This window comes from Halalkalibacterium halodurans (assembly GCF_005671335.1).
GTDB lineage: Bacteria > Bacillota > Bacilli > Bacillales > Bacillaceae_D > Halalkalibacterium > Halalkalibacterium halodurans.
The window spans coordinates 3,291,107-3,315,283 of record NZ_CP040441.1 but is presented as its reverse complement, the minus strand read 5'-3'; the positions used below and the strand labels follow the sequence as shown (position 1 = coordinate 3,315,283).

General features: G+C 44.9%; 23 protein-coding genes. 18 read left to right on the top strand and 5 right to left on the bottom strand.

Translation table 11 applies throughout. From position 1 onward, the window contains the following. The first annotated feature begins 15 nt into the window (after positions 1-15). The gene (ald, locus tag FED51_RS16135) at positions 16-1,131 is read left to right on the top strand and encodes an alanine dehydrogenase (protein ID WP_053430520.1); all 1,116 of its coding nucleotides are present in this window, start codon (positions 16-18) and stop codon (positions 1,129-1,131) included. Between the two features lie 180 nt (positions 1,132-1,311). Here the strand turns inward: ald and FED51_RS16130 are convergent, their stop codons facing one another. Then, positions 1,312-2,406 carry a M24 family metallopeptidase gene (locus FED51_RS16130; RefSeq protein ID WP_053430521.1) on the bottom strand — a complete coding sequence of 365 codons (1,095 nt, stop codon included), beginning with the start codon at positions 2,404-2,406 and terminating at the stop codon, positions 1,312-1,314. Between the two features lie 227 nt (positions 2,407-2,633). On the opposite strand from FED51_RS16130, the gene FED51_RS16125 reads away from it, so the two are divergent. The 4 genes from FED51_RS16125 to FED51_RS16110 all read left to right on the top strand — a co-directional run bounded on the left by FED51_RS16125 (position 2,634) and on the right by FED51_RS16110 (position 5,442). Beyond that, positions 2,634-3,314, top strand: coding sequence for a metal-dependent hydrolase (locus FED51_RS16125; protein ID WP_053430522.1), 681 nt, complete (start codon positions 2,634-2,636; stop codon positions 3,312-3,314). A gap of 117 nt (positions 3,315-3,431) precedes the next feature. Then, positions 3,432-3,641: a hypothetical protein gene (locus tag FED51_RS16120; RefSeq protein ID WP_053430523.1), complete on the top strand. Its 210-nt coding sequence runs from the start codon at positions 3,432-3,434 to the stop codon at positions 3,639-3,641. Positions 3,642-3,792: 151 nt separating this feature from the next. After that, entirely contained in the window at positions 3,793-4,041 is a 249-nt protein-coding gene (locus tag FED51_RS16115) for a hypothetical protein (protein ID WP_010899319.1), read from the top strand. Positions 4,042-4,134: 93 nt separating this feature from the next. Next, positions 4,135-5,442 (top strand): CBS domain-containing protein, encoded by a 1,308-nt coding sequence (locus tag FED51_RS16110; protein ID WP_010899318.1) that lies wholly within the window; start codon positions 4,135-4,137, stop codon positions 5,440-5,442. A 46-nt stretch (positions 5,443-5,488) separates the two neighbouring features. Here FED51_RS16110 and FED51_RS16105 read toward each other — a convergent pair whose 3' ends face one another. Beyond that, positions 5,489-5,776, bottom strand: a complete 288-nt coding sequence (locus tag FED51_RS16105) for a YtpI family protein (protein ID WP_010899317.1) — start codon at positions 5,774-5,776, stop codon at positions 5,489-5,491. A gap of 105 nt (positions 5,777-5,881) precedes the next feature. On the opposite strand from FED51_RS16105, the gene FED51_RS16100 reads away from it, so the two are divergent. After that, positions 5,882-6,826: a DHH family phosphoesterase gene (locus FED51_RS16100; protein WP_010899316.1), complete on the top strand. Its 945-nt coding sequence runs from the start codon at positions 5,882-5,884 to the stop codon at positions 6,824-6,826. Positions 6,827-7,578: 752 nt separating this feature from the next. Here the strand turns inward: FED51_RS16100 and FED51_RS16095 are convergent. From FED51_RS16095 to ytrH, 3 genes are all read right to left on the bottom strand, one after another. Further along, the gene (locus FED51_RS16095) at positions 7,579-7,803 is read right to left on the bottom strand and encodes a YtzJ family protein (RefSeq protein ID WP_010899315.1); all 225 of its coding nucleotides are present in this window, start codon (positions 7,801-7,803) and stop codon (positions 7,579-7,581) included. A gap of 116 nt (positions 7,804-7,919) precedes the next feature. After that, complete coding sequence (gene ytrI, locus FED51_RS16090; protein WP_010899314.1) at positions 7,920-8,426, bottom strand: sporulation membrane protein YtrI; 507 nt, start codon at positions 8,424-8,426, stop codon at positions 7,920-7,922. After that, positions 8,423-8,758 (bottom strand): sporulation membrane protein YtrH, encoded by a 336-nt coding sequence (gene ytrH / locus FED51_RS16085; RefSeq protein ID WP_010899313.1) that lies wholly within the window; start codon positions 8,756-8,758, stop codon positions 8,423-8,425. The genes ytrI and ytrH overlap by 4 nt, the downstream gene beginning before the upstream one ends. Before the next feature lie 172 nt (positions 8,759-8,930). On the opposite strand from ytrH, the gene dnaE reads away from it, so the two are divergent. The 12 genes from dnaE (at position 8,931) to mdh (ending at position 24,088) form a co-directional block, all read left to right on the top strand. Beyond that, the gene (gene dnaE / locus FED51_RS16080) at positions 8,931-12,281 is read left to right on the top strand and encodes a DNA polymerase III subunit alpha (protein WP_053430524.1); all 3,351 of its coding nucleotides are present in this window, start codon (positions 8,931-8,933) and stop codon (positions 12,279-12,281) included. A gap of 142 nt (positions 12,282-12,423) precedes the next feature. Next, complete coding sequence (ystJ, locus tag FED51_RS16075; protein ID WP_053430525.1) at positions 12,424-13,656, top strand: NADP-dependent malic enzyme; 1,233 nt, start codon at positions 12,424-12,426, stop codon at positions 13,654-13,656. Between the two features lie 40 nt (positions 13,657-13,696). Further along, positions 13,697-14,350, top strand: coding sequence for a FadR/GntR family transcriptional regulator (locus FED51_RS16070; protein WP_010899310.1), 654 nt, complete (start codon positions 13,697-13,699; stop codon positions 14,348-14,350). 65 nt (positions 14,351-14,415) lie between these two features. Continuing rightward, entirely contained in the window at positions 14,416-15,264 is an 849-nt protein-coding gene (gene accD, locus FED51_RS16065) for an acetyl-CoA carboxylase, carboxyltransferase subunit beta (RefSeq protein ID WP_053431933.1), read from the top strand. 12 nt (positions 15,265-15,276) lie between these two features. Beyond that, positions 15,277-16,254, top strand: coding sequence for an acetyl-CoA carboxylase carboxyl transferase subunit alpha (gene accA, locus FED51_RS16060; protein ID WP_053430526.1), 978 nt, complete (start codon positions 15,277-15,279; stop codon positions 16,252-16,254). Positions 16,255-16,485: 231 nt separating this feature from the next. Beyond that, the gene (gene pfkA, locus FED51_RS16055; protein ID WP_010899307.1) at positions 16,486-17,445 is read left to right on the top strand and encodes a 6-phosphofructokinase; all 960 of its coding nucleotides are present in this window, start codon (positions 16,486-16,488) and stop codon (positions 17,443-17,445) included. A gap of 50 nt (positions 17,446-17,495) precedes the next feature. Then, the gene (pyk, locus tag FED51_RS16050; RefSeq protein WP_053430527.1) at positions 17,496-19,250 is read left to right on the top strand and encodes a pyruvate kinase; all 1,755 of its coding nucleotides are present in this window, start codon (positions 17,496-17,498) and stop codon (positions 19,248-19,250) included. 55 nt (positions 19,251-19,305) lie between these two features. Then, positions 19,306-19,701 carry an FxsA family protein gene (locus FED51_RS16045; RefSeq protein WP_053430528.1) on the top strand — a complete coding sequence of 132 codons (396 nt, stop codon included), beginning with the start codon at positions 19,306-19,308 and terminating at the stop codon, positions 19,699-19,701. Positions 19,702-19,899: 198 nt separating this feature from the next. Next, positions 19,900-20,373, top strand: coding sequence for a DUF441 domain-containing protein (locus tag FED51_RS16040; RefSeq protein WP_010899304.1), 474 nt, complete (start codon positions 19,900-19,902; stop codon positions 20,371-20,373). 284 nt (positions 20,374-20,657) lie between these two features. After that, positions 20,658-21,776 carry a citrate synthase gene (citZ, locus tag FED51_RS16035; RefSeq protein WP_010899303.1) on the top strand — a complete coding sequence of 373 codons (1,119 nt, stop codon included), beginning with the start codon at positions 20,658-20,660 and terminating at the stop codon, positions 21,774-21,776. A gap of 76 nt (positions 21,777-21,852) precedes the next feature. Then, positions 21,853-23,121: an NADP-dependent isocitrate dehydrogenase gene (gene icd / locus FED51_RS16030; RefSeq protein WP_010899302.1), complete on the top strand. Its 1,269-nt coding sequence runs from the start codon at positions 21,853-21,855 to the stop codon at positions 23,119-23,121. A 22-nt stretch (positions 23,122-23,143) separates the two neighbouring features. After that, on the top strand, positions 23,144-24,088 hold the full coding sequence (gene mdh, locus FED51_RS16025) for a malate dehydrogenase (protein ID WP_053430529.1): 945 nt from the start codon (positions 23,144-23,146) through the stop codon (positions 24,086-24,088). The last annotated feature ends 89 nt before the right edge of the window (positions 24,089-24,177 follow it).

Below are 24,177 nucleotides of genomic sequence, written 5' to 3'. Positions count from 1 at the left end.
GGAGGGATGAGCAAAATGAAAATCGGCGTGCCAACGGAAGTGAAGAACAATGAAAATCGAGTCGCGATCACACCTGCTGGAGTCATGACTTTAACGCAGCATGGACATGAGGTAATCGTACAAAAAGGGGCAGGAGAAGGTTCTGGTTTTACGGATGAACAATTTGTCATAGCAGGAGCGAAGATCGTCGATACGGCAGACGAAGTATGGCAGATGGAGATGGTCATGAAAGTAAAGGAACCACTCCCCGAAGAATATGGTTTTTTTCGTGAAGGATTGATTTTGTTCACGTATCTTCATCTTGCTCCTGAACTCAAGCTAACGGATGCTCTTCTTGAGAAAAAAGTGATCGGAATCGCTTATGAAACCGTGCAGCTTGCAAACGGGGCGCTGCCGCTTTTAACACCGATGAGCGAGGTGGCTGGTCGGATGGCTTCACAAATCGGGGCACAATTTTTAGAGAAGACGCAAGGTGGTAAAGGAGTCCTGCTTTCGGGTCTTCCCGGTGTGAAGCGAGGAAAGGTGGCCGTCATCGGTGGAGGGGTCGTCGGGACGAACGCTGCCAAGATCGCTGTCGGCTTAGGGGCAGATGTGACCATATTAGACTTAAATCCTGACAGACTCCGTCAGCTTGACGATTTGTTTGGGGAGTCGATCAATACGCTTATGTCAAATCCGCTTAACATCGCCGAAACCGTCAAAGAATCAGACCTCGTTATTGGCGCAGTGCTCATTCCAGGGGCAAAAGCACCGAAGCTTGTGACCGAAGAAATGGTGGCGTCCATGCAACAGGGCTCCGTTATCGTCGATGTGGCAATTGACCAAGGGGGAATTGTTGCGACATCGGATCGTATCACCACTCATAGTAATCCAACCTATGAGAAGCATGGTGTGCTACATTATGCTGTTGCCAACATGCCAGGAGCCGTTCCACGCACATCTACGATCGGTTTGACGAATGTGACGATTCCATATGCGCTCGCCATCGCGAATAAAGGGTACGTTCAAGCGTGTCTGGATGACCCAGCGTTACGCAAAGGATTAAATACTTTAGCTGGCCATATCGTATATGAAGCTGTCGCAGTCTCACAAAACAAACCGTATAAGGATGTTATGGACCTACTTGCTTAATCAGGAGAAGGTAGAGAAACGGATGAACGACCTTGTCTCGTTCATCCGTTTTTCTAACGAAATTTTGTTTAATAACATAAGTTGGTAAATCAATTGTGTTTGCTGAGGAAATGAATTATACACGATGTATGTATCCCACTTTAAGCACTTGTAAGCGTTGAAAAGGTCCACATCTTTCATCTACGTAATGATTTGCAAGTTTTTCGGATAGTTTGTCAAGGTTTGATATCCGTCTTCTGTAATAACGACATCATCCTCAATTCGAACACCACCAATACTAGGAAGGTAGATACCGGGCTCGATCGTAAACACCATGCCTTTTTGAAGGCGATCGGTATTCGTCTCGTTTAACGATGGAAGCTCGTGAACTTCCATGCCTAAGCCGTGTCCGATCCGGTGTGGGAAATAGTCTCCATAGCCTGCCTCTGTAATGATCGTTCGCGCGATCTGATCAAGAGTGCGAATCTCAACTCCTGGCCGACATGCATCCAGTGCTGCTTGCTGGGCTTTTCGTACGGTTTCATAAATGTCCTGTTGCTGATCGGTCACATGGTGAAACGCGACAGTCCGGGTAATGTCTGAGCAATACCCGTCCAACACAACACCTAAATCGAACAGTACAAAATCTCCTTTTTTGATCGTACGTTTGCCGGGATTGCCGTGTGGATTGGCTGACTGATCCCCAGAGAGGACAAGGGTACCAAACGACATGTCACGAACCCCTTTTCTCTTTAATTCATATTCAATGAGAGCAAGAATCTCTATTTCGGAACGACCTTCTTGGATCGCCTGTACCCCTACCTCGACGCCGTAGTCGGCTAAGGCTGCCGCTTCTTTTAGCGTCGTTAATTCTTTGGCTGACTTCTGCTTTCGTAACTCCATTAAGAATGGTTCCCCGTCAATTAACTTAATCGCCGGAAAGGCGTCTTGCAATGCTTGCACCCGTGCATAGGTCAGCCTTGGAGCTTCTACAATACAGGAAGTGAGCACAGCGTTCCGTTTTTCAACTGCTTGCCGTACGAGTAGCCACGGATCTTCAATGTCAGAATAGCCAAGAATTTCTCCTGTCCAGCCTGCCTCTTTAACAAGGGAAGTTTCCATGTTAGGGCAGATAAGGCATGGCTCTGCTTCTGGAAAAAGTAGCAAGGAAACGAGCCGTTCATGGGGGTCGCAGTAAAATCCGGTTAAATAAAAAATCGACGTTTTGTCTTGAATAAAGGCCATCGAGTGGTCATTGTCTTTAAGCCATTCGATTACGCGTTTGATTCGTTCCATTTTTTATCGCTTCCTTTCTCTAGGCTTCAAAACGAAACCTGCATTCTTCCTTTTTACCGTACCATCTTATGTTAAAATTAGAAAGGAAATCGATAGGTATTCCAACCACGTGTTGATGTAGGAGGAGGGGACCATCCAAAGCCATAAAACAACAGATGTTTAAACAATGGGAGACCAGGAAAGAAGGACACTAGAGACGATTGATGATTGAAAGGGAGTTGAGTGCAATGAAAGTAAGCTATCATGGGCATTCTGTTGTCAAAATTGAAACAGAAGGAAAGACGATCCTGATAGATCCATTCATTACAGGAAATGGGCTGACAGACCTATCAGTCGATGACTTGAAGGTAGATGTGATTTTGTTAACTCATGGTCATAATGATCACGTCGGCGACACTCTCCAACTCGCAAAGCAAAATGACGCTCTTGTGATCGCTCCATTTGAATTAGCTACATATCTTAGCTGGAAAGGAGTCAAGGTTCATGAGATGCACATTGGCGGAGCCCATCAGTTTGAGTTCGGCCATGTAAAATTAACGCAAGCATTTCACGGATCTTCTTACACAGAGGAAAACCAAACCATTGTCTATACCGGGATGCCAAGTGGAATTCTTTTTACGGCAGAAGGAAAAACAATCTTCCATGCAGGCGATACAGCGCTATTTTCTGACATGAAGTTAATCGGTGAGCGGAACACCATTGATGTAGCATTTTTACCAATTGGCGATAACTTTACAATGGGGCCTGAAGATGCAGCAGTCGCCGCAGAGTGGTTACAAGCCAAAACAGTAGTTCCGATCCACTACAACACATTCCCTGTCATTGAGCAAGACCCTGTCGCATTTGCAGAGTCACTGTCAGGGAAAAAAGGAAGAGCATTAGCCGTTGGCGAGGTAATTGAATTATAAAGTGAAACGTAAAAGGGGCTTAATCTTTTTTATAGGTTAAAGCCTCTTCCTGTTTGAGCTAGCATAAATGTTTTCATCAATTGGTAGCAAGGGTAATCGAAAGAAGGAGTATGTAAAATGAGAAAATTGAAAAATAACCATATATTTAACAGGTCCATCGTTTTGTGCACGGCGTTGCTTGTTCTTTCTTTGTTAACGCTGTCGGCTAGAGCTATGAATCATAAAGAGTTAGAACAGTTAATATCTGGATGTGAGAAAGTAGGTGGAGAAGTAGAAACGATTGTTCATAATCAAATGACAAACAGCTATTCTTTTACTTGCCACTGAATACTCGTAAGGAGAGATCTCCGGAGAAGTAACGATGATTCTTTGGGGACTTTTTTGTTAGACCATCAAATACGAATGATTTTCCGTTCTCTTCCGCAGTAAGCAGCATACAATGTAACGAGCTGTACTTGTCCGAAAGGGAGATGGTCATATGAATCAGCGCTATTTGCTCTGTTTTTTATTAGGTTTGGCTCTTATAATATATGGGCTGCCACGTCTACCCCTCCATGAAACCGGCCTTGCTTATTTGTTTGCGGTCTTGTGGATGGGGTTCGCCTTACTCGTAATCGGTGGAAATGGAGCTGCACTGTTATATAAAAGAAATCAAACGAAAACAAACGCTCAATTTCAATCAAAACACAAACGGGAGGCAAAAAAGGTTAAACGCTACGTAAGATAAGGTTGAAACGCCAATTCATCACTCGTATAATTTAGTAATACAGTTATATTTTACAGACAAGTACAGATAACGAGTGAAAGCGAGGTGAAGGGATTGGCGACAAAGCATGAACAAATTTTGCAGTATATTACGAATTTAGAGGTGGGTGAAAAAATTTCGGTCCGCCGAATTGCCAAGGATCTTCAAGTGAGTGAAGGAACGGCTTATCGTGCAATTAAAGAGGCGGAAAATCAAGGACTTGTCAGCACGATTGAACGGGTTGGTACGATTCGAATCGAGAAGAAACAGAAAGAAAACATCGAAAAGCTGACTTATGCAGAAGTGGTAAACATCGTTGATGGACAAGTTCTCGGTGGTCGAGACGGTCTCCATAAAACCCTCAATCGTTTTGTCATTGGAGCGATGAAGCTAGATGCGATGATGCGGTATGTGGAGCCAGGCAACCTTTTGATTGTAGGGAACCGCTATCAGGTACACCAAATTGCCCTGGAAGCAGGCGCAGCAGTGTTAATTACCGGGGGCTTTGATACGAGTGATGAAGCGATTAAATTAGCGGATGAGCTGGATCTTCCAGTGATCTCAACGAGCTATGATACGTTTACCGTTGCGACGATGATTAACCGGGCGATTTACGATCAGTTAATTAAAAAGGAAATCACTCTTGTGGACGATATTTTAATCCCACTACAAGATACGTACTACATGACAACGGAAAATGTCGTTGGGAAGTGGCATGAATTAAATGAGAAGACAGGACATAGCCGCTACCCTGTAATTGATGAGAACATGAAGATTCAAGGGATGGTTGCTGCGAAAGATGTCCTGAACGCGAGCCGGCATACACCGATCGAAAAGGTCATGACGAAAAATCCAATCACGGTCAGTGAACGTACGTCCGTTGCTGCTGTCGCCCATGTGATGGTCTGGGAAGGGATTGAGCTCCTCCCAGTCATAGACTCTCACCGGAAGTTAATCGGTGTGGTCAGTCGTCAGGATGTGCTAAAAGCGCTACAAATGATTCAACGTCAGCCCCATGTCGGAGAGACGATTGAAGATTTGATGACAAATGGCCTGAATGAAAGTAGTTCCGACCAAGGGGATTCATATGAGGTAGAAATTACGCCGCAAATGACGAATCAATTAGGAACGATCTCGCACGGTGTCATGACGTCTCTCGTTATTGAGTCCGGTAGCCGGGTTCTTCGAAAGTATAAAAAAGGGGATCTCGTCGTCGAAAACATCACCCTTTACTTCCTCAAGCCAGTTCAGATTGACAGCCGTTTAACGATACGACCACGGGTGTTAGAAATTGGTCGTAAGCATGGGAAAATAGATGTGGAAATGTACCATGAAGGAGAAATTGTTGGGAAGGCCTTGTTTATGGCGCAAATCATCGATTAACAAAAAGAGGCTTGGGTTATCCAAGTCTCTTTTGACGCAAAAATGGTTATTGGTTTTTCAGTTGTGGTACATAATGTTGGTAGGCACGAATGCCGTGGTAGAGGATGAAACCACCGAAGCCTACGAAGACAAGCCCTACAATTAAATCGACCGTGCCGCGCAGGCCGACTAACAGGTTAATACCAAACGCGGTAAGAAATACACCGGAGGCGATGCTCGCTTTTGATTCGTGAATTCGTTTGAGCAGCGATTCGGGTGTTCTCCACGCTTTTATTTTAAAATATAAAAACAAGCCGATCGAGATAAACACAAGTGCGGTAAATAAAACAGCCATAAACATCCTCCTGCACGAAAACAATTGTGATTTGTTTTTATTCTAACGTGAAATGAAAGGAAAAGCCAGTACAGCAACTATTGACGAGAGAGAAGGGGATAGAAGATGAAGCACGACATTCTACAAGCCATTGCGGCCTATGATCAAATCATAATCCACCGTCATGAACGACCAGATCCTGATGCCATTGGCTCACAGGTTGGGCTAGCGACACTTATTCGCGAGCGATATCCAGAAAAGAACGTGTTTGTTGTCGGGGATGAAGAACCATCGCTCGGATTTTTAGCCAACATGGACGAGCTTGATGATGAAAAGTTCGAAGGGGCGCTCGTCATCGTATGTGACACAGCGAACGAGGAACGAATCAGCGATCAACGATATGCACGGGGCGACAAGCTCGTAAAGATCGACCACCACCCAAATGAGGAGCCATACGGCGATATTGTCTGGGTGGATCCATCGGCAAGCTCCACAAGCGAGATGATTGTCGACTTGTTCCTTGCCGGAAAGGAGGAAGGGTATAACTTGAGCAAAGAGAGTGCTCTTTTACTATATGCTGGAATCGTTGGTGATACGGGAAGATTCCGTTATGATAACACGACACCGAAAACGTTACGCCATGTAGCCCTTCTTCTTGAACAAGGGATCGAGACGAATGATTTTTACAGCGGACTCCATCGTCGTGAATTAAAGCAAACGAGGTTAGAAGGCTACATTCTTCAACATTTTTCCATCATTGATGGTTGTGTCGGAGTCATGAAGCTGACAAGTGAACTGTTGGCTGAATATGATGTGACGGCGAACGAATCAGCGGCTTTTGTTAACAGCTTTTCCGATGTGGAAGGGTTACTCACATGGGTATTTTTCGTTGAAGATGGAGAGACAATCCGTGTGCGCCTCCGCTCAAAAGGACCAGTAATCAATACGGTGGCGATGGAACATAACGGGGGCGGACACCCGATGGCAGCAGGAGCGAAGGCGAAGAGCTGGGAGGAAACAGATAAGATTGTAGAGAAGCTCCGGCGGGTCGCTAGCGATTTTAGACGTTAGGAAAGCTTGGCTTACCGCCAAAAAGGAAGCCACCAATGACGTTAAACTTAACTGCACGATACTAGTTTGTCGTCTGTCTTCCAGTCGTTAGACGGATACTCTAACATATGGGGGTGGCACCCACCACGGTGATGAGTGCCACTCTTATTTTATATGGCGTTGATTGTTTCAAAAACCACTCCCTTGCCGCGGACAAGGCTTTAGCTAATCGGGGAAAATCACCCCGATGGATCTTCAGTTCTTGCTTTTCCCGCAGGCGTCTCGTGATTTTGACCATCAACTTGGAAACGTCCGTCTAGTCATGCGTATACACAAAAAGGATACCTTAGCAGTATTCGTATGCTTATAAGCCTATTGACCGAACCATTTATCGGTTCCGTGTTCATCCGGAAGCTCAAGGCCTCCTCCGTGAGTGGGGAAATCTTAATCAATGAAAAATAGGAACAACAAATAAAGATTCAACAGATGCTTTCAGACGAGAAAACGGGGGGCAATCTATGGTCAGTGTAAGGTCGACGTAAAAATCGGTTTTTAGTTATCTGAAGGCTCATTTGCGTGTCACTCGAATGTCCGTCAGAGGCAACGAGAATGTCAGAAATGAATGAGGGTTTGCGTTTACGGCCATAAACGCAAATCAAACTACAGGCGATCCCACGAATCAACAGAAAAAAGGTTCGGAGCATCAAAATAAAATGATCCGAACCTTTTTATACGTTTGGCTAGTTATGTCCCAGTCTCTTTGCTACTTAGATTTACTTATGATCTTCATCCCGCTGGTTTGCTGGAATGAACCAAGAGCCAAGCTCAGTTATGTCCTCATATACGTCGTCGATCCCTAATCGTTTGAGTTCTTTGCGAATGAAATCGGATACTTCTTTGCTTTCGGCAAATGCAGAATAACCTGCCTTGATCTTTTCCACCTTTTTTAAGGCCATTTCCTTACGGTTGATGATCATTTCTTTACCGGTTACATCCATTTCATTCACTCCTTCCTTTTTACAAATCGCGTTAGTTTTCCTTTTATATAGTATACAGGATAACGGTTTGTCTTGGAAAGGAAAGGGAGAAATATTCAGAAAAACGTCATAGATCGTTATGAAGAAGCAGGGACTATTTTCGCGTAAATATGCAAGGTTGTAAATAAATAAACCTCTTCGACGTCCAGCTGGTAGCGACTATCGTTGATGGAAAATACTTTATTCTCAAGGGTCGAGATCATAAGGTCTTTCATGTTAGCAACCGTTTCAATGTCTCTCTGTTCTAAAAAGTGGAGCTCCTCTATCGCTTGCTGATGAAGCTCATAGAGGGTAAGCTGGTTTAAACGAAGGCTCCGTGCATTCGTAAAGGAAATTTCGATTTCTTGAATCGTTAATTTTTTTTGATTCTCCTCATTTTGTTCATTTTGCTTACGAACGAGATCATCAATTCGCTCTTTTAGTTGAGCGACCTCTGCCTGCTGTTTGCTCCGTTCTAAAATGAGCTCATCGTGGATCGGTCCGTACTGCAATAAGAAAAACACCCAGCCGATCAAAATTCCAATGATCAATCCGGCGAAAAAACGCTGCCAACCGGGCCGACGATAATAAGGAGGCACTCTCATAGGACATGCTGCTCCCCAACAATCCACTGCACTAACAGCGTACCTGAGTGTGCACCGCAAAGGGCGAAAAACACCATAAACAATGTTTTGAAAATATCATCATGAGCTCCGGTGAATAGTCCGCGCTCTAAGCTCGTAATCGCATCAAATGAACCTCCAATCGCAGCAACGATTGCCCAAATTTTTAAGCTTCCTGCCAGGTCATGCATGACTTGCAACGGGGGTTTGCCTATTAAATACGCTCCCATCCCCCCAATTAACGTTCCCCCAATGAGGACTCCAAAGGCGACGAAAAAATCAATCACTAATGTTGCTAAGAATTCTCTGTCCATCGTCCCTCTCTCCTTGTCGTATAAATCATTCCCGCTATGAAATGCTGTTACTATGTATAGTCGTCAGTGGACAAGAATATGCTGTCCCGAAGGTGGAAAGCTGACATAAGAGAAAAAGACATACTATAATAGAAAATAGAAACGAAACAGATAAGAAATGAGGGAAGCTTCGATGGAAAGTGTTCATATACACGTACATAGTGAATACACCCTTCTCTCAAGCATGTGTCGGATTCCAGCACTAGTAGAAAAGGCAAAAGCAGCCCAGTTTTCTGCATTGGCATTAACCGATCGCCATGTCATGTATGGGGCTGTTCCTTTTTACAAAGCTTGTAAAGAATCAGGATTGAAACCGATTATCGGGATGGAGACCACCGTTCGATTTGCAGAGGATCGAGAGAGTGACCTTCTCTTATATGCCCGCTCCAATAAAGGGTATGAGCACCTTTTGAAGCTTTCAACGATCATTCAATGCCGCGAGGAAAAAGAAAAATATGTGACGTGGGAAGAGCTTCTCGCGTATAAGGACGACTTGTTGTACGTCATTCCATATTCAGGAGGATTTGTTCGCGCTTGTCTCGAAGATGAAGCGCTAGAACGAGGAGAGCGATTTATCCAGTTTCTCAAAGATCATCTTGGAGGGGAATCCGTTTATTTAGAAATTCAAGGCACGGACCGTTCTAAAGTTGAACCGATCAATCAATTGGCGGCAAAGCTAGCGATTCCCCTTGTGTGCAGTCAGCATATTCAAGTATTAGAGCGAGAAGATTTAGACGCGTGGAAAGTGATTCAGGCGATTCGCGAAGGTGTTCTCGTAGAAGAATTAAGAATCGAACAAGAGGAGGATGTTTGCTTTTTCACGTTGACTGAGATGGAGCAAACGTTTCGAGCTTATCCAGAAGCGTTGCAAAATACGAAAAAGCTAGCCGATCGTTGCCATGTTGAACTTACGCTTGGTAAGCCAAGGTTACCGAAATTTCAAACGCCTAATGAACAATCAGCTGAGGACTACTTGCGCAAGCTTTGTGAACAAGGGGCGAAAGAGCGATATGGGGAAGAATGGACCAAAGAGAAGGCGCAACGCTTAGGAGAAGAATTGGCGGTTATTGAGAGAATGGGCTTTAGCGATTACTTTTTAATCGTGTGGGATTTTATGCGATTCGCTCGGGAAGCGTCGATTGTAACAGGGCCGGGAAGAGGTTCTGTCGCCGGCTCATTAGTGGCGTATGTGTTATTTATTACCGACGTAGACCCGCTCCACTATGATTTACTGTTTGAACGTTTCTTAAATCCAGAACGTATTTCCTTGCCTGACATCGATCTTGACTTCCCTGATCATCGCCGCGAAGAAGTGATTGTTTACGTGAAGAAAAAGTACGGGGCGAATCGAGTAGCGCAAATCCTCACATTCGGTACGTTGGCTGCAAGAGCCTCGGTACGTGATGTAGGAAAGGCACTCGCGATCCCGCCAAACGTCATTGAAAAAATTAGCAAAGAGATTTCCGGTAGACCTGGGATGACATTGGTAAAAGCTTATAATGAGAACGAACGGCTCCGACAGCTCGTGCACGCTTCCGATGAGGCGCAAAAAGTGATGAAGCTCGCGCGCAAGGTAGAGGGGCTGCCGCGGCATACGTCTACCCATGCAGCCGGGGTCGTGATCAGTGAACAGCCGTTGACAGAGGTCATTGCTTTACAGCATGGGCAAGGAGAGGTGCCTCTCACGCAAGGGACGATGGAAACAGTCGAGGATGTTGGCTTAATTAAAATGGATTTTCTTGGATTGCGTAATTTGACATTGCTAGAAATGGTCGTCAAACGAGTGAGGGAAACGTACGGCCATTCTCTCAATGTAAAGCAGCTCCCCTTAAACGATGCAAAAACATTCGCCTTACTTGCCAAGGGGGAAACGACAGGTGTCTTTCAGCTAGAATCTGGGGGAATGCGGAAAGTGCTACGTGAGTTAAAGCCAAATACTTTCGCAGATATTGTCGCTGTCAACGCCCTCTACAGACCAGGGCCGATGGAGTTTATACCTGATTACATTCAAGGAAAAGAAGGGACAAAGGAAATTACTTATCTCCATCCAGACTTAGAGCCGATTTTAAGCTCAACATATGGTGTCATTGTTTATCAGGAACAAATTATGCAAATCGCCGCAAAAATGGCTGGCTTTAGTTTAGGTGAGGCCGATTTGCTGCGACGAGCAATAAGTAAGAAAAAGGGAGAAGCGTTACGCCAGCAAGAGGAGGCATTTGTTACGGGAGCCGTCCGCCAAGGCTATGAGCAAGAGACGGCTAAAAAAATATATGAGCTGATCGTTCGTTTTGCCAACTATGGATTTAATAAAAGCCATGCAGTTGCCTACAGCATGCTTGCCTATCAGCTTGCCTATTTAAAAGCCCATTATCCTAGCTCATTTTACGCGGCGCTTGCCTCAACCATTTGGAATCAACCTGAAAAACTGGAACGGCTCCTTCAAGAGATGAAGCAACAAGGAATCCGAGTGCTTCCTCCTTCCCTTTCGAAAAGTGATATCCATTTTAGCGAAGAGGAAGAAGGGGTCCGCTTCCCACTTTTACCGTTGCGCTATGTGAGTGTTCGAGCGATCCGCGAACTTATCAAGGCACGACGTGAAGCGCCTGTTCGCAGTCTGTTCGACCTGTGCTCGCGAGTAGATGGCCGTATCGTTACTAGCCGAGTGATGGAAAGTCTGATTAAAGCAGGAGCTCTTGATGAGCTGGGGGAGCGAGCTACCCTTCTAGCCAACATTGAAGAAGCCTTTCAGTTTGCTGAACAAGTGAAAGAGTTCCAAGAAAATACTGGGGGGCTGTTTCAGCTAAGTGTAGAAGAGCCAGAGTATATAAAGGTAGAGCCCTTGACCGACTTAGAAAAGCTAGCTTATGAAAAGGAAGCAGTCGGGTTTTATCTTAGTGGTCATCCACTGCTTGCCTATACCGAATCGCTCAGGCAATATGATCGGTTAACATATTTGGAAGGGGCCGAGCGACGTTTTGTAAAATTGGCAGGCATGATCCATCGAATTCGCCGGATTCGAACAAAACGCGGTGAGGTGATGGGTTTTCTCACGATGAGCGATGAAACAGGGGAATGGGAAGCTGTTGTTTTTCCGGCCGTTTGGGCGATGTACGAATGGGGATTAAAGGAAGGCGAGCTTTATTTTGTCGAAGGAAAGATGGATCGGGGCCGCTCCGAAGAGCTGCAGCTATTAGTCGATAAAGTTTTGCCACTAAAGCATATGCTAAAAAAAGAAAAGGAAAAGCTGTTTTTAAAAATAACGGCAGACGTTGAGAAAGAAGTGGAACGGTTAAACGATATTCGGCGGTTGCTTCAAGTCCACCATGGCCCAACGCCTGTTGTCATGTACTACGAGAAACAAAGAAAAACGATTCAGCTCCCGGAAAAATATCACGTTTCCCTCTCCTTTATACTCTTACATGAACTCGAACAATTAGTCGGAAAAGAACATGTCGTTGTGAGCACATACGAGGATGAGAGCTGAATGATGGCTCAGTGAAACAAGGGTGTACAAGAAGGGCTCGTCTGTTATAATAAAAGATGTTTTTATACAGGTGGTCAGACCAGCTAAAGCCATTATATAAACTTTGTAAAATAACTACTATCTTTGAAGGAGCGTGTCTACTGTGGCGACGACAAGAGAGGAAGCTTTACACATTCACCGAGAAAATCAAGGAAAATTAGAGTCGAAGTCTAAGGTTCCCGTACGAAATGCAAGAGATTTAAGCCTTGCTTATTCACCGGGTGTTGCCGAGCCGTGCAAAGAAATTTTTGAAGATGTGGAAACGGTTTATGAATATACAATGAAGGGCAATATGGTAGCAGTAGTAAGTAACGGAACGGCGGTGCTAGGGTTAGGAAACATCGGACCGGAGGCTTCTCTTCCAGTTATGGAAGGGAAGGCTGTGTTATTTAAATCCTTCGCTGGTGTAGACGCGTTTCCGATTTGCTTGCGGACAACAGATGTCGATCAAATTGTGGAAACGGTGAAACTGCTTGAGCCTACTTTTGGTGGCGTTAACTTAGAGGATATTGCCGCACCGAGCTGCTTCGAAATTGAAGAGCGTCTAAAGAAGGAAACAAACATCCCTGTTTTTCATGATGATCAACACGGAACAGCCATCGTGACTTTGGCGGGCCTTATTAACGCGCTAAAATTAACAGGAAAGAGAATGTCGGAGATTAAAGTCGTGGCCAACGGAGCAGGTGCAGCCGGAATTGCTATTATTAAGCTGATGCAACGAATGGGTGTACGGGATATTATAATGTGTGATTCAAAAGGAGCCATCTATGACGGCCGTCCGTATGGCATGAATGACATGAAAGCAGAAGTGGCGAAGTGGACAAACCGCGACAAAATCGATGGTGGCCTTGGAGATGTGCTCAAAGGAGCCGATGTTTTTATCGGTGTTTCTGTAGCTGGAGCACTTACGAAAGAAATGATTGAAAATATGAATGATGATCCTATTATTTTTGCGATGGCTAACCCTGTGCCGGAGATTATGCCTGAAGAGGCGAAAGCAGCAGGAGCGAAAGTGATCGGAACGGGACGCTCAGACTTCCCGAATCAAGTAAATAACGTGCTTGCGTTTCCTGGTATTTTCCGCGGAGCGCTTGATGCACGGGCGACGCACATCAACGAAGAAATGAAGGTTGCTGCTGTTCATGCGATTGCTGACCTTGTAGCGGAAGAGGATTTAGATCCTGACTATGTCATTCCTGCTCCATTTGATCCGCGTGTCGCACCAGCTGTGGCGGCAGCTGTGGCGAAAACGGCGATGGAAACAGGAGTTGCTAGAAGAAAGGTTGATCCTGCTGAAGTGGAAGCAAAGACAAGGAAATTAGCCATCATTGAGTAATTTGTAAAAGTGGCTACAAGAGAGTGCAGGTGAGAAATGTTTGTCAGCTGGTGACAAAGTCTATTTAGAGGTCATTAAACAGATTAATCAAATCATACGTGCTGACCAACTTTCTGCTGGTGATAAGCTCCCCTCTGAACGGGAATTGAGCGACCGGTTACATGTAGGTCGCTCATCCGTTCGCGAGGCACTTCGAGCTTTGGAGCTCTTAGATTTGATTGAAACACGAAGGGGCGAAGGGACGTTTATTCGTCCAGCCAATAGTTATCCTCTCGTCAGCGTGATTTTATCCTTTTTATTAAAAGATCAACAAGCATTGAAGGATTTAGGGGAAACGAGGAGAATTGTAGAAATTGAGGCATTGCGTTTAGCGTGTCGTCGCATAACTGAAACAGAAATTCAGCAATTGGATGAACTCATTCTTGAATCGGAAATAGAGAAACATAGCGAGGATGACTTTCGTAAACATGATCATCGGTTTCACGAACGCATCGTTGCTGCTTGTCAAAATCGGCTTCTTTACAATATGTGGGCATCTCTCGTAGAATATCATCAAACGGCAATGACCTATGAAGTGGTACAGCGCAGGCAGCGTAAGGCGATTGTGCAGGAGCATCGCACGATTGTGGAAGCTTTAAAGAAAAAAGATGAACAGCAAGCGACGTTGACCATGGCGCTGCATTTGCAGCACTAATGGATCAAGGAAGCGATGGAAAGGCACTTCCAGTTCATTACATAGCGAAAAAAGAGGTGTCGAGTGTGCTAAAAGACTTTTTTTCTAAGAAAAAGCGATATGCAACGATCCCTTCTGAGCGGGCGAAGCATGATATACCTGAAGGGATTATGACAAAATGTCCTTCATGTCGGACGATTATGTATACAAAAGAGTTGAAAAAAAATTTATACGTATGTGATTCATGTGGCTTCCACCACCGGATGAACGCTTTCGATCGGATCGAAAGTTTGCTGGATCCAGGAACCTTTGTAGAGCTGGATAAAGGGATGACGACGGAAGATCCACTTTCGTTTCCGACGTATCGTGAAAAGGTGGAAGCGGATCGAAAGAAAACGAACTTAAATGAAGCGATTGTGACGGGAGAAGGAACGATGAACGGGTTTCCGCTCGTCATCGGTGTCATGGATGCTCGCTTCCGGATGGGGAGCATGGGATCAGTCGTTGGGGAAAAAATCACCCGTGCTATTGAGCGGGCGATCGAAAACAAGCAGCCATTCCTCCTTTTCTCTGCATCGGGCGGGGCGCGTATGCAAGAAGGGGTATTAAGCTTAATGCAAATGGCAAAAACAAGTGCTGCTCTCGAACGTCTAGACCGAGTAGGTGGTTTGTTCATTTCGGTTATGACCCATCCAACGACTGGTGGGGTATCGGCAAGCTTTGCTTCATTAGGTGACTACAATTTTGCTGAACCTGGAGCGCTCATTGGGTTTGCAGGGCGTCGAATCATTGAGCAAACCATCCGTGAGGAATTACCAAATGACTTTCAGACAGCAGAATTTTTGTTAAAGCATGGACAGCTAGATCGGGTTATTCCAAGGTCAGAGATGAAAGAAACTTTGACCAAAATCCTTGATATCCATCATGTTTCATAGGAGGTGAGGTCAATGTCAACTGAGCTTGACTTCGAGAAGCCGATTCGCGACTTGAAAGGAAAGATTGAAGAATTGCGCACATTTACAGAAGAAAAAGAGATCGATCTTTCGGATGAGATTGAAAAGCTAGAAAAACGACTTCATGCCCTTGAAGAGAATATTTACGGTAACTTGAAGCCGTGGCAACGGGTACAGATTGCTCGCCATGGCGAGAGGCCAACGACGTTGGATTATATCGAGCAATTGTTCTCGGATTTTTTAGAAATGCACGGAGATCGATTGTATGGTGATGATGAAGCGATTGTTGCTGGGATTGCGAAATACAAAGGCCAACCTGTAACCGTGATTGGCCATCAGCGGGGCAAAGATACGAAGGAGAACATTCGCCGCAACTTTGGAATGCCTCATCCTGAAGGCTACCGTAAGGCGCTACGTTTAATGAAACAGGCGGAAAAGTTCCACCGTCCAGTCATCTGTTTTATTGATACGAAGGGAGCGTACCCTGGAAAGGCGGCCGAAGAACGTGGGCAGAGTGAAGCGATTGCCCGTAACCTATTGGAAATGGCAGGATTGAAAGTTCCAATTGTTTGCATCGTGATCGGTGAAGGAGGAAGTGGAGGGGCGCTAGCGTTAGGAGTAGGGGATCGAATCCACATGCTAGAAAACTCCACCTATTCGGTTATTTCTCCTGAAGGAGCAGCCGCTTTGCTTTGGAAAGATGCATCCCAAGCACAACGGGCCGCAGAAACGATGAAAATTACAGCACCTGATTTAAAGGAGCTCCAAATTATAGATGACATTATTCCTGAAGTTAGAGGCGGTGCTCACCGTAATGTAGCCGAACAGGCCGAAGCTATTGATCAAGTGCTAGAGAAATCGTTAAAGCAATTGTCATCCCTAACGACGGAAGAACTTCTGAATGAGCGTTACGAAAAATACAAGAAAATTGGGGAGTTTTCCCATGTAAACGATGCCATAAGCGTCAATTAAAGACAAAGTGCTTTCTTCCTAAGAGGAAGCACTTTCATTATGTCTTGTCCATAGTTGTATTCAGCTCGTTAAAGTGGTATTTTTAAAAAATGAGGGTCAATGGTCACAAGTTTGTGTTCAGAATGAGCAGATCTGCTTGGTGAAGACGTTTCACGATGAGAGGAGTGGGGCGCACACGCTGTGTCCAGTGGAGTAGATGTGATGAACATTGAAGGAGGTATAGATTCAATTATGAAGCGAATTGGAGTGTTAACGAGTGGAGGGGACTCTCCTGGCATGAATGCCGCCATCCGTGCGGTTGTACGTAAGGCGATCTATCACGGAGTAGAGGTTTATGGCATTTACCAAGGGTATGCTGGTTTAATTTCAGGAGATATTCGAAAAATGGAGCTTGGTTCTGTAGGTGATATTATCCATCGCGGGGGGACCATTTTATATACGGCCCGTTGTGAAGAATTCAAGACACTTGAAGGGCAAAAAAAGGGAATTGAGCAACTGAAGAAATTTGGCATCGAAGGCCTAGTTGTTATCGGTGGGGATGGTTCATTTGCAGGTGCGCAAAAATTAACGGAGCACGGATTCCCAACAGTGGGAGTGCCAGGAACGATCGATAACGATATCCCTGGAACAGACTTTACAATTGGTTTTGACACAGCTTTGAATACGGTTATTGATGCGATTGATAAAATTCGCGATACAGCAACATCGCATGATCGTACATATGTCATCGAGGTCATGGGACGTAATGCCGGTGATTTAGCGCTTTGGTCTGGCTTAGCCGATGGAGCAGAAACCATTGTGATCCCCGAAGCTGATCATGATATTGACCAAATCATTTCCCGTCTGCAACGAGGACAAGAGCGAGGGAAAAAACATAGTATAATCGTCGTTGCTGAAGGTGTAGGAAGTGGAATGGACTTCGGAAGAGAAATTTCAGAACGAACAGGGGCTGAGACAAGGGTCACCGTGCTCGGACACATTCAACGGGGAGGCTCACCAACAGGATTTGATCGTGTTCTCGCGAGTCGTCTTGGAGCGAAAGCGGTAGACTTGCTTTTAGAAGGACAAGCAGGTGTAACGGTCGGGATTGAAAATAATAAGCTTGTCCATCATGACATTACAGAAGTATTGCAACGTAAGCATTCGATTGATTTGGATATGTATCGTTTGTCACAGGAACTGTCCATTTAACAAAGGTTCTTATAAAAGAGCTGTTGAAGGAAAACAGGGGAGGCAATGAAATGCGAAAGACAAAAATCGTTTGTACGATCGGTCCGGCGAGTGAAAGTGTAGAAAAGTTAGAACAATTAATGGAAGCAGGCATGAATGTTGCGCGGTTAAATTTTTCCCATGGGGACTTTGAAGAGCACGGTGCACGAATCAAAAACATTCGAGAAGCAGCGAAACGTATCGGAAAAACAGTTGCAATTTTACTTGATACAAAAGGACCGGAAATTCGTACCCAAACCCTTGAAGGGGGCGTGGCCGAATTAAAGGCAGGGCAAGAGCTTGTCATCTCTATGAAGGAGGTTGTAGGTACGAGTGAGCGTATTTCTGTCACATATCCGGGCCTAGTTCATGATGTTGTACCAGGTGCAAAAATTTTATTAGATGATGGGTTAATTGAGCTAGAAGTCGTTAAGGTTCGCGATCAAGAGATTTTGACAAAAGTCTTGAACAGCGGCACATTGAAAAATAAAAAAGGTGTCAATGTCCCGAACGTAAGCGTCAACCTGCCTGGAATCACAGAAAAAGACGCAGCGGATATCAAGTTTGGGATAGAGCAAGGCGTCGATTTCATTGCAGCTTCATTCGTTCGCAGAGCGCAAGATGTACTAGAAATTCGCGAATTGCTTGAGCAGCACGGGGCAGAGCATATTAAAATCATCCCTAAGATCGAGAATCAAGAAGGCGTTGATAACATCGAGGAAATTCTTGAAGTATCAGACGGTTTGATGGTGGCCCGTGGAGATCTAGGGGTAGAGATTCCCGCTGAGGAAGTTCCACTTGTGCAAAAGTCGCTTATTAAGAAATGCAACCTTGTAGCTAAACCTGTTATTACAGCGACACAGATGCTTGACTCGATGCAGCGTAACCCACGTCCAACTCGAGCCGAAGCTAGTGATGTAGCGAATGCGATTTTTGATGGAACGGATGCGATCATGCTTTCCGGTGAAACCGCAGCTGGGGATTATCCAGTCGAGGCGGTTCAGACGATGAGCCGAATTGCAGAGCGTGCAGAGCAAGCCCTAAACTATCAAGAAATCTTGTCCAAGCATACAAAAGAAGCGAGAACGACGATTACGAGTGCTATTAGTCAATCGGTTGGCCACACAGCATTCAACTTGAATGCAAGTGCAATCTTGACGGCGACTGAAAGCGGCCATACAGCTCGCGTAGTAGCGAAATACCGCCCGAAATCACCAATTGTAGCAGTTACAAGTAACGAAACAGTTGTTCGTCAACTCGCTCTCGTTTGGGGAGTGTATTCAATCCTTGGAGAAGAGGCAGAGACGACGGATGATATGCTTCAAGTGACCGTTGAGACAGCGTTAAAGTCCCAATTGGTGAAACAAGGGGATCTTGTCGTCATCACGGCAGGTGTTCCAGTGGGAGAGACAGGAACGACGAACATTATGAAAGTTCACGTCATTGGTGAAGTGGTCGCGAAAGGTCAAGGCATTGGACGCGACACGGTGAACGGCAAAGTCGTCATTGCTGCTAATGCAGAGGAAGCAAATGCAAAGGTTGAAGAAGGGTCGATTTTAGTTACTTTCAGCACGGATAAGGATATGATGCCAGCCTTTGAAAAAGCAGCCGCCGTCATTACCGAAGAAGGTGGGATTACATCCCATGCCGCAGTTGTTGGTCTAAGTCTTAATACACCTGTGATCGTCGGTGTACAAAATGCGTCTGCGCTCTTTAAAGATGGGGAAGAAATAACGGTCGATACGAGCCGCGGTGACATTTACAGAGGGCAAGCAAGTGTACTATAATGAAAAGAGAAGGGAAAATCCCTTCTCTTTTTCTCTATGATAAGGGAGATGTGCGATGTTTCGAATCTTATTGTTGCTCATTATCATTGTCCCTGCAGCTGAAATTGCCCTTTTGATTTTATTTGGCCAAGCGATTGGCCTTTGGCCTACCATTGGGTTGATTTTGCTCACAGGTGTTCTGGGAGCATGGCTTGCGAAACGAGAAGGATTACAAACGATTCGCTTAGCGCAGCTTGAGGTAGAGCAAGGCCGAGTTCCAAGTGACATGCTTCTTGACGGCATTTGTATCCTGATAGGCGGTGTTGTGTTACTTAAACCAGGATATATTACAGATGCCCTTGGGTTCTTTCTTCTGATCCCACAAACGAGAGGAATTGCGAAGGGCTTCATTCTTAAACTGTTCAATAAAATGGCTCGAAATGGTTCATTCGTCTTCATTTCAAGACGGTGATCCGTTAAAGTTAGTTGCCTTGTGCTCACTAGCAGCATAGGGCTTTTTCGCATGGTTTGACCGAGAAGCGAGGTCGTTCTGGATTTTGTTTTATGATATGTCCTAGCCGCTGAGCAAATACTATGAAACATGACAAAGCGCTTACATTTATGGTATGATGAACGAGGATTGTTTAGGAGGAAGGAAGGACAACAAAAGTTGATATCTCAAGCGACTATTTTTATGCTTGTTTTGTTAGTGATTGCACTACTAGCAAAAAATCAATCGCTACTTATTGCAGTACTTGTGCTCCTCGTCATTAAATTTATTGGCGTTGGGGACAAGGTTTTCCCATTTTTTCAGCAAAAAGGTATCAGTCTTGGTGTAACCATTATTACAATTGCTGTACTAACACCGATTGCGACGGGAGAAATCGGGTTTAAGCAAATGGGGGAAGCGATCCGTTCATCTTATGCATGGGTTGCTCTTCTTTCAGGCGTTGTCGTTGCGCTCATTGCAGCAAGTGGAATTGATTTGTTAAAGAATGACCCTCATATTACGACAGCACTCGTGCTCGGTACGATTCTTGCTGTTGCCGTATTTAATGGTGTGGCTGTAGGGCCTTTAATTGGCGCTGGGATTGCCTATTTGACAATGAAGGTTGTCCAGTGGCTCGGTTCGTTTTGGGGATAATCATGCCGTTCTGCGCAAACACCTTTATTTTAAAAGGAATTTCGCTCTTCGCTGGAGAAACCTTCTTGTCGAAAAATGCTCTTAAACATTCACAAAAGTTGAAATAATGTTTATAATAAGAATTGGTTGACTTCCTTCCTGTACAACAATAGAGGAAAATGTGATTTTGTTACGTTTTCCAAAAGCTTTTCAAAAACGGGACAGGGAAAAGATACATATCGATAAAGCCCCTGATCAATCCGTTGCATTTAAGAGTAAAAGTAATAGGAAAAGGAGAGGGTAGTATGAGTGTCACTCGTGGTCTTGAAGGCGTCGTTGCGACGACATCTAGCGTAAGTTCGATTATTGAAAGTGTATTAACGTATCAAGGATACGATATTGATGAACTTGCTGAACATGCAAGTTTTGAAGAAGTAATATACCTTCTTTGGAATGGAAAGCTCCCAAATAAAGTAGAGCTTAAAGAACTTGCAGATGAACTTGCAAATAACGCTGAAATCCCGCAAGAAGTCATTGAGCAAATGAAAGCTTATCCGTTAGATCGCGTACACCCAATGGGCGCTCTTCGCACAGCGATTTCAAGCTTAGGCTTGTATGATGAGGAAGCGGATCTTATGGATGAAGCAGCAAACAAGCGAAAGGCATTGAAGCTTCAAGCGCAAGTTTCAACGGTTGTGACAGCGTTTTCTCGCATTCGCGAAGGAAAAGAGCCTGTTGCTCCTCGTACAGATTTAAGTTTTGCGGCGAATTTCTTGTACATGCTAACAGGAGAAGAGCCTGATGAAATAGCGGTTGATGCATTTAATAAAGCACTTGTTCTGCATGCTGATCACGAGCTAAACGCCTCTACATTCACAGCACGAGTCTGTGTTGCGACTCTTTCTGACGTTTACTCTGGTATTACAGCAGCGATTGGGGCATTAAAGGGACCTCTTCACGGTGGGGCCAACGAACAGGTAATGGCCATGCTCACGGAAATCGGCGATGTTGAAAACGTTGAACCTTACATCCGCAAAGCTTTGGACAACAAACAAAAAATTATGGGCTTCGGTCACCGAGTGTATAAAAATGGCGATCCACGTGCTAAACACCTACGGGAAATGTCTAAGAAATTAACGAGCATTACGGGCGAAAGCAAGTGGTACGAGATGTCTGTGAAAATTGAAGAAATCGTAACAAATGAAAAAGGACTATTGCCAAACGTTGATTTCTATTCCGCTAGCGTTTACCATAGTCTTGGAATCAAACACGACTTATTTACACCGATTTTTGCTGTTAGCCGTATGAGCGGATGGTTGGCTCATATTTTAGAGCAATACAGCAACAACCGCTTGATTCGCCCTCGGGCAGAATATGTTGGACCGAACAAGCGACAATATGTACGTTTGGAAGAGCGCAACTAAACGAGTACAGTCGGAGGTGTGTCCTCCGTGTACATAGAAGTAAGAGAGGAAGACGAACGCATAGGAGGTAACATTCATGGCAAACGGAGAGAAAATTAAAGTAAGTGCAGGGGTACTTGAAGTACCAAACAATCCAATTATCCCATTTATCGAAGGGGATGGAACAGGTCCTGATATTTGGGCGGCTGCACATCGGGTGATCGATGCGGCTGTGGAGAAAGCGTACAACGGAGAAAAGAAAATTGTCTGGAAAGAAATTTTGGCAGGTGAGAAAGCGTTCAATCAAACAGGCCAATGGCTTCCAGATGAGACGCTTGAAACGATTCGCGAGTATACAATCGCTATTAAAGGACCGCTTACGACTCCAGTTGGAGGAGGCATTCGTTCTTTAAACGTGGCATTACGTCAAGAACTTGACCTTTATGTTTGCTTGCGTCCAGTTCGTTATTTTAATGGGGTTCCATCTCCAGTCAAACGTCCGGAAGATACGAACATGGTTATTTTCCGTGAAAACTCTGAAGACATCTACGCAGGAATTGAGTATCAGGCTGGAACGGATGAAGTGAAGAAAGTAATCAACTTCTTACGGGAAGAAATGGGCGTTAAGAAAATTCGCTTCCCTGAAACTTCTGGTATTGGCATCAAACCTGTTTCTCAAGAGGGAACAGACCGACTAGTTCGTGCAGCGATTCAATATGCGATTACAGAAGGACGTAAGAGCGTCACCCTCGTTCATAAAGGTAACATTATGAAGTTTACAGAAGGTGCGTTCAAAAACTGGGGGTACGAAGTAGCTGAGCGCGAGTTCGGTGATAAAGTATTCACGTGGGCACAGTACGACAAAATTGTTGAAGAACAAGGAAAGGAAGCTGCGGATAAAGCGCAAGCAGAGGCGGAAGCAGCAGGCAAAATTATCGTCAAAGATTCAATTGCCGATATTTTCCTCCAACAAATCTTAACGCGTCCGAAAGAGTTCGATGTTGTAGCAACAATGAACTTGAACGGTGACTATATTTCCGATGCACTCGCGGCTCAAGTAGGCGGTATCGGAATTGCGCCGGGAGCGAACATTAACTATGATACAGGTCACGCCATTTTTGAGGCCACTCACGGAACGGCGCCGAAATATGCAGGCCTCGACAAAGTGAATCCATCTTCTGTACTTTTATCTGGTGAGCTCATGCTTCGTCACCTTGGTTGGAATGAAGCTGCTGACTTAATTATGGCTTCCATGGACAAAACGATCGAAAGTAAAGTTGTCACATACGACTTTGCTCGATTAATGGATGGGGCTACAGAAGTCAAATGCTCAGAGTTTGCGAATGAATTGATCAAGAACCTTTAATCTGATCTAGGAGTGATGGAAGATGGCAATTAAACGCAGAAAGGTCTCCGTTATTGGGGCGGGTTTCACAGGTGCTACGACAGCGCTAATGGTTGCTCAAAAGGAATTAGGTGATGTCGTTCTTGTGGATATTCCGCAAATGGAAGGTCCGACTAAAGGAAAAGCGTTAGATATGCTCGAGTCAACGCCGGTTCAAGGGGTTGATGTGAACATCACAGGTACGTCTAGCTATGAAGATACGAAGGATTCTGATGTGGTTGTCATTACGGCTGGAATTGCTCGTAAGCCTGGTATGAGCCGCGATGATCTCGTATCAACAAATGCGGGAATTATGAAGGCTGTTACGAAAGAAGTGGTGAAACATTCACCAAACGCCTACATTATTGTTTTAACGAACCCAGCAGATGCGATGACCTATACCGTTTATAAAGAATCTGGTTTCCCGAAAAACCGCGTCATCGGTCAATCGGGCGTTCTAGATACGGCACGCTTCCGTACGTTCGTCGCCCAAGAGCTTAACCTATCTGTTGAAGATATTACAGGTTTTGTTCTTGGGGGGCACGGGGATGACATGGTGCCATTGATTCGTTACTCCTATGCAGGTGGGATTCCGCTTGAAAAGCTCCTTCCACAAGAGCGCATCGATGCGATTGTGGAACGTACGCGCAAAGGCGGCGGTGAAATTGTCGGCTTGCTTGGAAATGGCAGTGCTTATTATGCACCAGCCGCTTCACTTGCAGAGATGGTCGAAGCCATTCTGAAAGATAAGAAACGCGTCCTTCCAACGATTGCTTACCTTGAAGGTGAGTATGGATATGAAGATATCTATGTTGGAGTTCCGACGATTCTTGGCGGAGACGGCATTGAAAAGGTTATTGAGCTTGATCTAACCGATGAAGAGAAAGCGACCTTTGCTAAGTCCATTGAATCTGTTCGCAACGTCATGTCGGCACTACCAAAAGAATAATAGTAGCGCATAGAGAGAGGCTCCTGAAGGAAATCACTTCAGGAGTTTTTCTAGTATAAAAGATATTTTCTATAAGGTGAGAAAAGCCT